Here is a 13,417-nt window from a genome sequence, read left to right on the forward strand (position 1 = left end):
ATAATTTTTCATGATCAAATTATTCATCGCTATTTCTCTCTTTTTTTATTCTGTAATCCTTATGGCATCTCCTAAAATTATTGCACATCGTGGTGGCACAGCTGATGCCCCTGAAAATACTGAAATTGCTATAAAAACAGCGCTCTCTAATCAAGCTGATGCAATTTGGATCACTATTCAATTATCAAAAGATAATATTCCTGTTCTTTATCGCCCTAGCGATTTAAAAAGCTTAACGAATGGACAAGGCAGTATTTCTGAATTTACTGCACAGCAACTGAAGCAATGGGATGCCGGCTATAAATTTGGTGAAGCCCAGCAATTTCCTTATCGAAATAAAGGTGTCACCATTCCGACATTGGATGAGATCTTAACTCAATTCCCCACAACACAATTTTATCTTGATTTAAAATCACCAGATGCTGATCCAGCAACTCAAGGTGAGGCATTAATAACTGTACTTAGTAATCATAACGCACTGGATAGAACCCGCGTTTATTCTACAAATACTGCATTTCTTGATGCTTTGCCGACTAATGTACAACGTTTTGAAAGCCGTGATATCACTCGTGATATTCTAGCTAATATCACTATGAGCCATGTTTGCCTGTTACCTGAAAACTTAGATATTACTCGTTGGTATGGACTTGAGCTGCACCGCAAAGTCGAAGTTGTTGAGAAGTACACATTAGGTGAAGCGCGCTCTGCTTCAGTTCTGAGTTGGGATAAAGATGCGATGTCTTGTTTTCGTGCTGGAGGCAATGCTCATATTGTTCTTTTTGGGATCAACACAGAGAAAGACTATATTCAAGCCACTGAATTGGGTGCTGATGCGGTTATGGTCGATTCACCCGCAAATATGAAAGCATTTAGAAAAGAGTAAACGCCCTCGCTTTTATCTTCGTTTCCTTAGAAAGGGATAAAATAAAAAAGAGTGATGTGAATATACACACCACTCTTTTTTTTATTTTTGTATCTTATTTAAAGAATTCTATTTTTATTAAGCAATTCTTCTCTTGCTGCATCTTTTGCCATACGTTTTTTACGTGCATCACAAGGTTCGGGGCAATCACACTCTTTCTCTATGCCCATAGCACCTAAACCGCCACAGCTACCTTGAAGGCTTTTACGTTTTACAATATAGCCTAACGCCATACCAAAGAAGGCAATCAAGAATAAGATGAAGGCAAATAGAAATATTTTTAACATAACCTTCTCTCCTTAAATTCTACTTTTTCAAGAATGGGGCGAACGCTTTACTATAACGCTCTTCAAACCCATTATCAGTTTTCACTATCATAAAGACAGGAATATTTAGCTCGTTTGCTACGGCTAACCCTTTTTCAGGCCCTAAAACATTCAATCCTGTCGAAAGTCCATCAGCACTCATGCAAGTTGGCACGATCACAGTGATAGAAACTAGGTTATGTGTAATAGGATGACCAGTGGTTGGGTCAATAGTATGAGAAAAACGAACACCATTTTCTTCAAAATAGTTACGATAATCACCAGAAGTGGCTATTGAATTATCACCCGGCTCAATAATTAACTGAACACTCTGTTTTGTGCCATCATTAGCTGGTTTTTCAATCGCTATACGCCAAAGCTTGTCATTACCATTCACACCTTGGGTTCTTACTTCACCACCAATATCAACCATATAGTTAGTGATATTCTGTGAAATTAAATATTCAGCTACAGCATCAACACCATAGCCTTTCGCAATTGAAGAGAGATCGACATAAAGTTCAGGGATCTTTTTAATTAACGTATTACCTTCTACAGCAAGGTAATTAATACCAATCCACTGTTTACGTTTTGCTAATTCATCTTCAGAAGGTTGATGCGTAAATCGGCCTTCTGGACCAAATCCCCATAAATTAACTAACGGCCCCACAGTCACATCTAAAGCACCATCAGTCATTTTATTAATACGAATAGCTTCACTGACTACTTTAGCTGTCGCAGGTGAAACAGGAAATGGGGTATTAATTTCACGACTTTGATTGAAACGACTGAGTTCAGAATGAGGACGATATGTTGACATTTGATCGTTAACTTCTTCAAGAATACGATCAATCTCTGTTTGTAAGACGTTTTGTGGAGGTGAATTACTATCAGGAACATATTTAATCGAGTAATAAGTTCCCATCGTTTCTCCTTCTAATACCTGCTGCTTTTCACCACATGCAGATAATAGAACTAATGCAGACAGCATCACTATCCAATTTATCATCTTTCTTTTTAACATAACTCTCTCTTCTGATCATGAGCGCCCACATCAGTGGGCGCTTGTCATTTCATTCATTTATGCTTTATCGGAAGTTAGGATCAACCGCCAAAGTCATCCAGCATAATGTTTTCATCTTCAACGCCTAAATCTTTGAGCATTTTAATAACTGCTGCGTTCATCACTGGTGGTCCACACATATAGAATTCACAATCTTCTGGTGCTGGATGATTTTTGAGGTAGTTCTCAAACAACACATTGTGAATAAATCCAGTATAGCCAGTCCAATTATCTTCAGGCAATGCATCTGAAAGTGCGACATTCCATGTGAAGTTTTCGTTTTCTTTTGCAAGCATATCGAAATCTTCTGTATAGAACATTTCACGAACAGAACGCGCACCATACCAGAAGCTGATTTTACGTTTAGAATGTAAGCGTTTTAATTGGTCAAAGATATGTGAGCGCATTGGCGCCATACCTGCACCACCACCAATAAAGATCATTTCAGCATCAGTTTCTTTGGCGAAGAATTCACCAAATGGTCCTGAAATTGTCACTTTATCACCCGGTTTTAATGACCAAATATACGATGACATAATTCCTGGTGGCACATCAGGATTACGTGGCGGAGGTGTTGCAATACGCACGTTTAACATGATGATGCCATGCTCTTCAGGATAGTTCGCCATTGAATAAGCACGTACAGTAGTTTCTTTAACATCAGAAACATAACGGAATAAATTAAATTTATCCCAGTCTTCACGATACTCTTCAGGCACATCAAAATCTTCGTAACGTACCGTATGAGGAGGACATTCGATTTGAATAAATCCACCAGCACGGAAAGGTACAACCTCACCTTCAGGAATTTTTAATACTAACTCTTTAATGAAAGTGGCTTTATTATCATTTGAGATAACTTCACATTCCCACTTTTTAACACCAAAGATTTCTTCCGGTAATTCTAATTTCAGATTGTTTTTTACGTTTACCTGACACGCTAAACGACAACCTTCTTTAGCTTCACGTTTGTTAATATGCGAAAGTTCTGTCGGTAAAATATCACCGCCACCTTCCAGCACTTTAACGCGACACTGACCACAAGAGCCACCGCCACCGCAAGCTGATGAAATAAAAATACCTTCATTTGATAATACGTTAAGTAATTTATCACCTGCTGGTGCATCAAAGCTTTTTTCTGGGTCTCCATTGACCTCAACTGAAATATCCCCTGTATTGACCAGTTTTGATTTTGCGAACAAAATCAACGCTGTTAATACCAATACAATCAGGGTAAACATCACGACACCTAGAATAATTATATCCATGAGTTCTTCTCACCCTTTATAGCTGAACACCAGAGAAGGACATGAAACCTAATGCCATCAACCCTGTGGTGACAAAAGTAACGCCTAACCCTTTCATACCTGCCGGTACATCCGCGTACTTCATTTTCTCACGGATAGAAGCCAGTAATACGATGGCTAACATCCAACCAATCCCAGAGCCGAAACCATAAACAATAGATTCACTAAAGTTATAGTCACGTTGTGCCATAAACGACACACCACCGAAAATGGCGCAGTTAACGGTAATAAGTGGCAAGAAGATCCCTAGTGCGTTATACAGCGCAGGGAAATAACGGTCTAAAATCATCTCTAGGATTTGTACCAGTGCTGCAATAACACCAATGAAAGTGATAAAGTTTAAGAAACTTAAATCGACACCTTCCATCAATGCATTATCACGCAACACATAGTTGTAAACCAAGTTATTCAACGGTACAGAAAGACCCAGAACAACGGTAACAGCGATACCTAATCCAAAAGCAGTTTTTACGTTTTTAGAAACGGCGAGGAATGTACACATCCCTAAGAAGAATGCGAGCGCCATATTCTCAATAAAAACAGCACGAACAAACAGGCTTATATAATGTTCCATGGCGATTAGTCCTCTTCAACCTGTGCAGGTTTTAATGTACGTAATCCCCAAATTAGCAAGCCAATAATAAAGAACGCACTTGGTGCTAACAGGAATAAACCATTTGGCTGATACCAGCCACCATTTTGGACAGATTCCATTACTGTAATACCAAATAATTTACCAGATCCGAAAAGCTCACGTAAAAATCCGACAAGGATCAAGATAACGCCATACCCTAAACCATTACCAATACCATCCATAAAGCTTTCAATAGGCGGTGATTTCATCGCATACGCTTCAGCACGTCCCATTACAATACAGTTAGTAATGATAAGACCGACGAAAACAGAAAGTTGTTTAGAGATTTCATATGCATAAGCTTGCAGTATTTGGTCAACAACGATAACTAATGAAGCAATAATCGCCATTTGAACAATAATACGAACACTACTTGGTATGTAATTGCGAATGAGTGAAATAAAAAAGTTTGAGAACGCAGTAACCAGCGTTACAGCAATTGTCATCACTAATGCAGTTTCAAGTTTTGTTGTCACCGCCAATGCAGAACACACACCTAATACCTGTAAGGCAATTGGGTTGTTATCTAACAATGGTCCAAGTAAAACTCGTTTAATTTCTTTTGTATCAGCCATTGATTTCTCCTTCACGAACTTTTTTCAGGAATGGGCCGAAACCTTTTTCACCTAACCAGAAATCGAACATATGCTGGATACCATTCGAAGTCAGTGTCGCACCTGAAAGTCCATCAATACCATAAGGGCTGCCAGATGCACCACCACGTACTATTTTTATGGCTGGCACACCTTGCTCATTGATTAAGTGCTTACCTTTCCATTGTGCTTTCCATTGTGGATTATCGACTTCACCACCAAGTCCCGGCGTTTCACCATGAGAATAATAGGTAATACCTTTTGAAGTGACTCCATCAATATCTACGGCGACAAAAGCATACATTACAGACCATAAACCAGAGCCATAAACAGGTAATACAACTTCCGTCGTTTTACCTTGTTCATCAAGTACAAAATAAACCTCTGCTGTGTTAGCACGACGGCGAATTTTAGCAATATCTTCCTCTGGGGATAAAGCGATTGACGTCTCATCACTGCGTAGCTCTGTGTTTAAATCAAAATTGCCTTTACTATCAGTCAGTTCACCTGTCTGAAAATTAACAATTTTTGCTTTAATACGCGTGTCATACACTTTCAGTACATCTGTCGCACTCATTTTAGGTACGAGTAGCCCCGCAACATCAAGAATATTACGTTGTTTATCAAGAAGTTTTTGTTCTTCTTGTTTAGACTTCAGTCCAACAGCTGCTCCTGCTACTACCACAGAACACACAAGACATAGAATAAATACAACGAGGAACGTTCTTGCGACGCTATCTTTGTTTTTCTCTTTAGCCACGAGCTTTTCTCCGCTTAATATTCGCCTGAACAACCACGTAATCGAACAGTGGTGCAAATAAGTTTGCGAATAAGATTGCCAGCATCATACCTTCTGGGTAAGCCGGATTGACGACACGAATAAGCACAGCCATTACGCCAATCAAAATACCGTAAGCCCATTTACCTTTATCAGTAAACGATGCGGATACTGGATCTGTTGCCATAAACATCATACCGAAAGCAAAACCACCTAATACTAAGTGCCAGTGCCAAGGCATTGAGAAGAGAGGATTGGTATCTGAACCGATGAAATTAAACAGGTATGACATTGCAATCATGCCTACCATTACCCCAGCAACAATACGCCATGAAGCAATACGAGCAAAAAGAATGACTGCACCACCGATTAAAATCATCAGTGTTGATACTTCACCGATCGACCCTGGAATATATCCAAGGAAAGCATCCATCCAAGAGATAGGCTGTTGAGTAACTGTATTTACTAATGCACTTTCACCCGATACAGACCATTGTGATAATGGTGTCGCACCAGAGAAGCCGTCAGCTGCAGTCCAAACCAAATCACCTGAAATTTGAGCAGGATAAGCAAAGAACAGAAATGCACGACCAGCTAATGCTGGGTTTAAGAAGTTACGCCCTGTACCACCAAAGATTTCTTTCGCGATAACAACACCAAACGTAATACCTAATGCAGCCTGCCAAAGTGGTAATGTTGGCGGAACTATTAAGGCAAATAAGATTGATGTAACAAAGAAGCCTTCGTTAATTTCATGTCCACGAATAAAGGCAAAAAGAACTTCCCAAAATCCGCCAACCGCAAAAACAACTAGATAAATAGGTAGGAAGTAAGTTGCACCAAGTAGCATCTTACTTGCCCAACCTGCATCTGTTGTTAATGATGCGCCGAGGAATTCAGCAAGGCGATAGTGCCAATCTGAAGCAATGATTTGCTGTAATTCAGCACCACTATATAACTGATTAAGTGCAGGGATCGCTTGATGACCAACATTATACATTCCCCAAAACATTGCTGGGAAAACGGCTAACCAAACTAAAATCATCATGCGTTTTAGGTCAATGGTGTCACGAACATGACCACCATTACGCGTGACAGTACCTGGCGTATAAAATACCGTGGTCACTGCCTCATAAAGTACATACCATTTTGCTAATTTGCCACCGGGCTCAAAATGGTGCTCTACTTTTTCAAATAAATTTTTCAAACCCATGAGTTACCCTTCCTGCTCAATTTTGGTCAATACTTGGCGCAGTGCTGGGCCATACTCATATTTGCTTGGGCAAACATAAGTACATAATCCCAAATCTTCTTCATCCAATTCCAAACAACCTAATGCTTGAGAACTGTCAGTATCACCTACAACTAAATCACGTAATAAATGCGTTGCCATAATGTCTAACGGCATCACACGCTCATAGTTACCAATTGGTACCATTGAACGTTCGCCACCATTCATTGTGGTTGTAAATGCAAAGCGTTTATTTTTTAAGAAGTGACCGATAGTTGTACGAGTGATAGAAAATTTATCGCTACCCGGCATACCCCAACCAAATAACTCTTTATCACGGCCTTCGCGTAATACAGAAACTTGGTTATGGAAACGACCTAAATAGTGATGAGCCTCATCAGATTTCCATCCCCATAATACAGAGCCAGAAATAATGCGGTTTTCACCATCAACTAATTGATCTTTACTTAACTCATAGAGATCAGCCCCTAAACGAGTACGCACTAAACGAGGTGCTTTTACTTGAGGGCCTGCTAATGCAACAACACGCTCTGTATATAGAGAACCTGTTGTAAACAAATAACCAATAGCAATGACATCTTGATAATTTAAATGCCAAACCATTTTCTTAGCACTAACAGGTTCTAAGAAATGGATATGCGTACCAACTAATCCTGCTGGATGTGGGCCTGCAAATTGGTTATAGCTAATCTGTCCGTTATTTAATTTTGTCGGTGATTTTTCACCATGACAAACATAGACTTTGCCTTCGGTTAAACGAGTTAAAACAACAAGGCCATCATTAAATGCCTTCTCATTTTGCTCAATAATAACCATAGGATCTGCTGCAAGTGGATTTGTATCCATTGCAGAGACAAAAATGGCAACAGGTGTTGTGCCTAAATGTGGAGTACGGCTATAAGGACGAGTCCTTAGCGCAGTCCACATTCCCGAATTAACAAGATTAGTTTCAACTTGTTCGCGGGTCAGGTCTGAGAGCGTTGAGCTATCATAACGGTTAAAGGTAATTTCTTCGTCACCATCAATTTCGATAACGATAGATTGGAACACACGACGTTCGCCGCGGTTAATTGCAACGACTTTACCACAAGCAGGGCTGGTGAAAACAACACCGGCATTCTTTTTATCTTCAAAAAGAATTTGCCCTTTTTTTACATGCTCACCTTCCGAAACCATCATAGAAGGACGCATACCGACATATTCTTCACCTAGCAATGCTATGCGTCGAATCGCGGGTCCGTCTTCTATCACTTGGGCAGGCGCTCCTGCAATTGGGAGGTCGAGTCCTTTTTTAATTTTAATCATAAGATTTGCACAAGTTTATCAGTTAAACCCTAAGCTACAAATTCACCCCGAAAATGTAGCGACTCTGTAATAAAAACATCTTAAGGTGTTTTTGAACCCTAAGTTATTTATCTCCGATAATTGTTACTATTTTCTCTTATTCTGCCGAACTGAATTTTATCATCTCAGCCTAAACCTGTCTGACTATTCGAGTGATTTAGCTCAAGCAAATGGGAATATTATTTTGACTGAAACGTTAATAACTCGTATAAACCGAATTAAAATATCATTTTTTTCGACGAGCGATTAAATTTCATACAGAATATTTTGTAAAAGAAAAGAAACTATATCAGATTTTAATTTACAAATTTATTGCTTCATAGCAATCTACGATCTACTTTATCAACAAATTTTAAGCTAATTTCCTGATAAAACTATGACCAGTCACGCAAAACAACTAATCAGTTTTTTAACATTAATGTTAATTTCCTTATTAGTTAACGCTGAAAATAGTTCAAGCTTTCTAATGAAACCTGTTAAAAAAAGTACAGGGCAACCTATCTATATTCAAATTTTCAAAGAAGAAAGCTTACTTGAACTTTATACGGAAAAATTAGATGGGCAATTAGAAAAAGTACGTACTTACCCTATTTGTAGCTATTCTGGAGGTCTTGGACCTAAAAAGTTTCAAGGTGATTTAAAAAGCCCTGAAGGTTTTTATCAGGTCAATTTCTCGCAATTAAATCCGAACAGTCGATTTTACCGAGCTATTAACCTAGGATTTCCTAATCAGTATGATAAATCAAAAGGATACACAGGCGACTTTTTAATGATCCATGGGGCATGTAAATCGGTTGGTTGCTATGCAATGACAGATTCGGTAATGGACGAAATTTATCAGTATGCTGAATTGGCGCTACAAGGAGGTCAATCTACGATTAATATTCATATTTTTCCATTTAAGATGACCGATGAAAATATGAAAAAACACCAGTATTCAAAAGATATGGATTTCTGGCAACAGCTTATGCCTGCCTACCAATATGTTGAAGAACGCAAACAAATCCCTTCTGTTACTGTTCAGAATGGGCGTTATTACGTTAATAGCACTTTGACTTCATCTAATAGTGTAAATTCTGTCCTTAACTTATCGAAAAATAGCGAAAGCAAATGGCTACAGAATACGCACACCACGATCAAATAAGACAAACTCGCCAGCAGGAATACGCTGCCAAGATTCATTTCCAGTCAATGGTAATGTTGAAATAACAGAAACCACATCATCTGATTGGGTGTGTTGCTGGAAATCAATTTCTACATCTTGATCAAGCAATTTTGCTTTGCCGAAAGGCGCCTTACGTGTAATCCAGTGTAAGTTAGTTGAACAATATGCCATGACAAATCGACCATCTGACAACAGCATATTAAAGACTCCTTTTTGCTTTAATTGAGAAGCTAAAATAGCGATAAAACGAAATACAGCAGGCCAATTCACAGGGGTTCGTTTATAACGATTTTCAAGTTGATTTAAGATCCAGCAAAACGCTTTCTCACTATCCGTCTGCCCTATCGCCCGAAAACGCCCTGTTGCAAGAGATTGATAGCCTTTTAGTTGACCATTATGCGCATAAGTCCAGTTTTTTCCCCATAACTCACGGGTAAAAGGATGGGTGTTTTCTAAAGAGACATTACCTCGATTCGCTTGACGAATATGAGCAATTACAGCCTCTGATTTAATTGGATACTCTTGAACAAAGCGAGCGACTGGCGATATTGCGCTGGCTTGAGGATCTTTAAATGTACGACATCCCAATCCTTCGTAGAAAGTAATTCCCCAACCATCTTTATGAGGCCCTGTCTTACCACCTCTTGGAATTAGCCCACTTAAACTGAAATTAATATCTGTCGGTACATTTGCACTCATGCCTAACAACTCACACATCGCTCACTCCTTCTTGCCGATGTTTATTGCTAACTTATAGCAATATCAACAAATTATTTTTCCATTTCTTTTTCAATTAATTGGATCAGAATATGGATAACTTTGATATGAATTTCTTGAATACGATCAGCGTAACCAAAATGAGGTACACGAATTTCAATATCTGCTGTACCATCCATTTTTCCGCCATCTTTGCCCGTTAATGTAATGACTTTCATGCCTTTCTCACGCGCAGCACTAATTGCTTTGATGATATTGCCTGAATTGCCTGAGGTTGAAATACCCAGCAGAACGTCACCTTCTTTACCCACAGCTTCAACATAACGAGAGAAGATATATTCATAGCCAAAATCATTACTCACACATGAGATATGGCTTACATCTGAAATTGCAATGGCAGGATAACCAGGGCGATTCTCACGATAGCGCCCAGTGAGTTCTTCTGCAAAATGCATTGCATCACAATGAGAGCCACCATTACCGCAAGATAATACTTTACCGCCTGCTTTAAAAGAATCTGCTAATAACACTGCAGCTTTTTGGATAGCTTCAATATTTGCATCATCTTGAAGAAAGCGAGAGAGTGTATCTGCTGCTTCTGTTAATTCACCACGGATAAGATCTTGGTACATAGGATTTTTACTCCAGAAAGGGTAATCGAAATTTTCTGTTTCTCAGTGTAACGGATTAAATGTCATGAAAGAAGATACCTATTATCGACAAATGCTAACTTCTCTCATTTACGAATAATTTGTGAGCTATATTGTAATTAGAATGTAAATATATTGATAAAAGTTAGTGACTGGATTAGATCTAAATAACAAACAACAGGTCTGACCTCTGATCTCTTGCTAAATACAGGAGTTTATTATGACACTACTCAGTATCGTACTTTTTATTATTCTTATTGGCGTGCTTAGCTATCGCAAATTCGGTATTGCGCTAAGTAGCCTCTCACTTATTGCTTATACATTAGTAATGGGTATCGCCAATATTTGGAGTTACTGGTTACTTCTCCCCGTTGCATTAGTTTTATTACCCTTTACTATTCCTTCTATTCGTAAAGCCTATATCTCAGTACCTGCACTTAAAGCATTTCAAAAAGTCATGCCCTCTATGTCTAAAACAGAACAAGAAGCCATTGATGCAGGTACAACATGGTGGGAAGGCGAGCTTTTCCGTGGTGCTCCCGATTGGAAACAACTTCATAATTACCCTAAACCACAGTTGACAGCTGAAGAGCAAGCTTTCCTTGATGGACCTGTCGAAGAAGTTTGCCGTATGACAAATGACTTTGAGATCACTCATGAATTAGCTGATCTACCTCCTGAAATCTGGCAATACCTTAAAGATAATCGCTTCTTTGCGATGATCATTAAAAAAGAGTACGGCGGGTTAGAGTTTTCAGCCTACGCTCAATCACGCGTATTGCAAAAACTGTCAGGAGTATCTGGTATTTTAGCCATCACCGTAGGTGTACCTAACTCTTTAGGCCCCGGCGAACTACTGCAACACTATGGTACTGATGAACAGAAAAAGCGCTATTTACCCGGTTTAGCCAAAGGAGATGAAATTCCTTGTTTCGCATTAACAAGCCCAGAAGCGGGCTCCGATGCAGGTGCTATTCCTGACAGTGGCGTAGTCTGTATGGGTGAATGGCAAGGCGAGCAAGTACTTGGTCTTCGCTTAACATGGAATAAACGCTATATCACTCTTGCCCCTATCGCAACCGTATTAGGATTAGCATTTAAATTACGCGATCCTGACCATCTATTAAGTGATGACGAAAACCCAGGTATTACCTGTGCGTTAATTCCAACTGATGTCAAAGGTGTTGAAATCGGTCATCGTCATTTCCCACTCAACGTGCCATTTATGAATGGACCGACTCGTGGTAAAGATGTTTTTGTTCCTATCGATTACATCATTGGTGGACCAAAAATGGCAGGTCAGGGTTGGAGAATGCTGGTGGAATGTCTCTCAGTTGGTCGAGGGATCACTCTACCTTCAAACTCTACTGGCGGTTTAAAAAGTGTGGCTATGGCAACAGGCGCTTATTCTCGTGTCCGTCGTCAGTTCAAAATTCCAATTGGTAAAATGGAAGGTATTGAAGAGCCATTAGCTCGTCTGGCTGGTAATGCCTATCTTTTAGATTCTGCGGCAACCTTAATTACTACAGGTATTATGTTAGGAGAAAAACCTGCCGTATTATCCGCTATCGTAAAATACCATTGTACTCATCGAGCACAGCGTGGCGTTATTGATGCAATGGATATCGTTGGTGGTAAAGGGATCAGCCTTGGGCCATCGAACTTTGTCGCACGTTCTTATCAAGGCTCTCCAATTGCCATCACGGTTGAAGGTGCCAATATTTTAACTCGTAGCATGATCATTTATGGTCAAGGTGCTATCCGCTGTCATCCTTATGTACTAGATGAAATTGCAGCGGCTCGAGATAACAACCTACATGATTTTGACCGTGCTTTATTTGGTCATATCGGTCACGTAGCGAGTAATACCTTACGCAGTCTGTGGTTAGGTATCACAAATGGTCGATTAAGTAATTCGCCAACTAATGATGAAACTCGTCGTTATTATCAACAAATTAACCGTTTGAGTGCCAATATGGCGCTGTTGTCTGATGTTTCAATGGGAGTTTTAGGTGGAAGCTTAAAACGTCGTGAGCGTATTTCAGCACGCTTAGGTGACATATTAAGTCACATCTTCCTCGCTTCTGCTGCGCTTAAGCGTTATGAAGATGAAGGCCGTCATACTGCAGATTTACCTCTCATACATTGGAGCGTAAAAGAGTGTTTATACCAAGCTGAAAATGCAATTGATGAACTGCTACGCAATTTCCCAAGCCGTGTTGTTGCAAGCACTATGCGAGCAATTATTTTCCCGCTGGGTAAAGCTCAAAAATTACCATCAGATAAATTAGATAGCAAAGTGGCGCAACTTATCCAACAACCTTCTGAAACCCGTGATCGCATTGGTAGAGGCCAATACTTAACACCGAGCGAGCATAATCCACATGGTTTAATGGAAGAAGCACTACTGGATATTTTAGCGGCTGAACCTATTTTCGACCGTATTTGTCGCCTCTATGAGAAGAAATTTAACTTTACTCAATTAGATAAATTAGCGGACAAAGCACTGGCTGATAAACGAGTAACTCAAGAAGAAGCTGATATCTTACGTAAAGCAGAACAGAGTCGCTTACGGAGTATCAATGTTGATGAGTTTGACTTTGATGCATTGGCGGTGCCTGCAAAAAAGCCGAAAGCTGACAAAGTCAAAACAGACAAAGCAGCCTAACAATCGAGATAAAGGGAAA

General features: G+C 39.5%; 13 protein-coding genes. 3 read left to right on the forward strand and 10 right to left on the reverse strand.

The window, feature by feature from the left end; genetic code table 11:
* Nucleotides 1–10: 10 nt before the first annotated feature.
* On the forward strand, nucleotides 11–883 hold the full coding sequence (locus C0T34_RS15720; protein WP_098943945.1) for a glycerophosphodiester phosphodiesterase family protein: 873 nt from the start codon (nucleotides 11–13) through the stop codon (nucleotides 881–883).
* A 98-nt stretch (nucleotides 884–981) separates the two neighbouring features.
* Here C0T34_RS15720 and nqrM read toward each other — a convergent pair whose 3' ends face one another.
* The 8 genes from nqrM to C0T34_RS15760 all read right to left on the reverse strand — a co-directional run bounded on the left by nqrM (nucleotide 982) and on the right by C0T34_RS15760 (nucleotide 8,159).
* A complete protein-coding gene (gene nqrM, locus C0T34_RS15725; RefSeq protein ID WP_023580998.1) occupies nucleotides 982–1,209 on the reverse strand; it encodes a (Na+)-NQR maturation NqrM in 228 nt (75 codons plus the stop codon).
* A gap of 19 nt (nucleotides 1,210–1,228) precedes the next feature.
* Nucleotides 1,229–2,251: an FAD:protein FMN transferase gene (locus C0T34_RS15730; RefSeq protein ID WP_098943946.1), complete on the reverse strand. Its 1,023-nt coding sequence runs from the start codon at nucleotides 2,249–2,251 to the stop codon at nucleotides 1,229–1,231.
* An 80-nt stretch (nucleotides 2,252–2,331) separates the two neighbouring features.
* Nucleotides 2,332–3,558, reverse strand: coding sequence for an NADH:ubiquinone reductase (Na(+)-transporting) subunit F (gene nqrF, locus C0T34_RS15735; RefSeq protein WP_023581000.1), 1,227 nt, complete (start codon nucleotides 3,556–3,558; stop codon nucleotides 2,332–2,334).
* A 16-nt stretch (nucleotides 3,559–3,574) separates the two neighbouring features.
* On the reverse strand, nucleotides 3,575–4,171 hold the full coding sequence (gene nqrE, locus C0T34_RS15740; RefSeq protein WP_006534792.1) for an NADH:ubiquinone reductase (Na(+)-transporting) subunit E: 597 nt from the start codon (nucleotides 4,169–4,171) through the stop codon (nucleotides 3,575–3,577).
* Between the two features lie 5 nt (nucleotides 4,172–4,176).
* Complete coding sequence (locus C0T34_RS15745; RefSeq protein WP_069367077.1) at nucleotides 4,177–4,806, reverse strand: NADH:ubiquinone reductase (Na(+)-transporting) subunit D; 630 nt, start codon at nucleotides 4,804–4,806, stop codon at nucleotides 4,177–4,179.
* Nucleotides 4,799–5,584, reverse strand: coding sequence for a Na(+)-translocating NADH-quinone reductase subunit C (locus tag C0T34_RS15750; protein ID WP_075672381.1), 786 nt, complete (start codon nucleotides 5,582–5,584; stop codon nucleotides 4,799–4,801). The genes C0T34_RS15745 and C0T34_RS15750 overlap by 8 nt, the downstream gene beginning before the upstream one ends.
* Entirely contained in the window at nucleotides 5,577–6,815 is a 1,239-nt protein-coding gene (locus C0T34_RS15755; RefSeq protein WP_088493505.1) for an NADH:ubiquinone reductase (Na(+)-transporting) subunit B, read from the reverse strand. Before C0T34_RS15755 ends, C0T34_RS15750 begins: the two co-directional genes overlap by 8 nt.
* Nucleotides 6,816–6,818: 3 nt before the next feature.
* The gene (locus tag C0T34_RS15760) at nucleotides 6,819–8,159 is read right to left on the reverse strand and encodes a Na(+)-translocating NADH-quinone reductase subunit A (protein WP_098943949.1); all 1,341 of its coding nucleotides are present in this window, start codon (nucleotides 8,157–8,159) and stop codon (nucleotides 6,819–6,821) included.
* 415 nt (nucleotides 8,160–8,574) lie between these two features.
* Between C0T34_RS15760 and C0T34_RS15765 the strand changes: the two genes are divergently transcribed.
* The gene (locus C0T34_RS15765) at nucleotides 8,575–9,342 is read left to right on the forward strand and encodes a murein L,D-transpeptidase family protein (RefSeq protein WP_098943950.1); all 768 of its coding nucleotides are present in this window, start codon (nucleotides 8,575–8,577) and stop codon (nucleotides 9,340–9,342) included.
* On the opposite strand, the gene C0T34_RS15770 is transcribed toward C0T34_RS15765, so the two are convergent.
* Together C0T34_RS15770 and lpcA are read right to left on the reverse strand one after the other, a co-directional pair.
* Nucleotides 9,313–10,080, reverse strand: coding sequence for a class II glutamine amidotransferase (locus tag C0T34_RS15770; RefSeq protein WP_098943951.1), 768 nt, complete (start codon nucleotides 10,078–10,080; stop codon nucleotides 9,313–9,315). The genes C0T34_RS15765 and C0T34_RS15770 overlap by 30 nt on opposite strands.
* A 53-nt stretch (nucleotides 10,081–10,133) precedes the next feature.
* The gene (lpcA, locus tag C0T34_RS15775) at nucleotides 10,134–10,712 is read right to left on the reverse strand and encodes a D-sedoheptulose 7-phosphate isomerase (RefSeq protein WP_006534804.1); all 579 of its coding nucleotides are present in this window, start codon (nucleotides 10,710–10,712) and stop codon (nucleotides 10,134–10,136) included.
* A gap of 238 nt (nucleotides 10,713–10,950) precedes the next feature.
* Here lpcA and fadE point away from each other — a divergent pair, with 238 nt between their 5' ends.
* Entirely contained in the window at nucleotides 10,951–13,398 is a 2,448-nt protein-coding gene (gene fadE / locus C0T34_RS15780; RefSeq protein ID WP_109850436.1) for an acyl-CoA dehydrogenase FadE, read from the forward strand.
* Nucleotides 13,399–13,417 lie beyond the last annotated feature (19 nt).

Source organism: Proteus sp. CA142267 (assembly GCF_003336825.1).
Taxonomy (GTDB): Bacteria; Pseudomonadota; Gammaproteobacteria; order Enterobacterales; family Enterobacteriaceae; genus Proteus; species Proteus terrae.

What these genes read in the sequence shown, in the direction of transcription:
- C0T34_RS15765 (WP_098943950.1), top strand. Translation starts at nt 8,575, where the DNA reads ATGACCAGTCACGCAAAACAACTAATCAGTTTTTTAACATTAATGTTA.
- nqrM (WP_023580998.1), bottom strand. Translation starts at nt 1,209, where the DNA reads ATGTTAAAAATATTTCTATTTGCCTTCATCTTATTCTTGATTGCCTTC.
- C0T34_RS15770 (WP_098943951.1), bottom strand. Translation starts at nt 10,080, where the DNA reads ATGTGTGAGTTGTTAGGCATGAGTGCAAATGTACCGACAGATATTAAT.
- C0T34_RS15730 (WP_098943946.1), bottom strand. Translation starts at nt 2,251, where the DNA reads ATGTTAAAAAGAAAGATGATAAATTGGATAGTGATGCTGTCTGCATTA.
- nqrF (WP_023581000.1), bottom strand. Translation starts at nt 3,558, where the DNA reads ATGGATATAATTATTCTAGGTGTCGTGATGTTTACCCTGATTGTATTG.
- fadE (WP_109850436.1), top strand. Translation starts at nt 10,951, where the DNA reads ATGACACTACTCAGTATCGTACTTTTTATTATTCTTATTGGCGTGCTT.
- lpcA (WP_006534804.1), bottom strand. Translation starts at nt 10,712, where the DNA reads ATGTACCAAGATCTTATCCGTGGTGAATTAACAGAAGCAGCAGATACA.
- C0T34_RS15760 (WP_098943949.1), bottom strand. Translation starts at nt 8,159, where the DNA reads ATGATTAAAATTAAAAAAGGACTCGACCTCCCAATTGCAGGAGCGCCT.
- C0T34_RS15720 (WP_098943945.1), top strand. Translation starts at nt 11, where the DNA reads ATGATCAAATTATTCATCGCTATTTCTCTCTTTTTTTATTCTGTAATC.
- C0T34_RS15755 (WP_088493505.1), bottom strand. Translation starts at nt 6,815, where the DNA reads ATGGGTTTGAAAAATTTATTTGAAAAAGTAGAGCACCATTTTGAGCCC.
- C0T34_RS15745 (WP_069367077.1), bottom strand. Translation starts at nt 4,806, where the DNA reads ATGGCTGATACAAAAGAAATTAAACGAGTTTTACTTGGACCATTGTTA.
- nqrE (WP_006534792.1), bottom strand. Translation starts at nt 4,171, where the DNA reads ATGGAACATTATATAAGCCTGTTTGTTCGTGCTGTTTTTATTGAGAAT.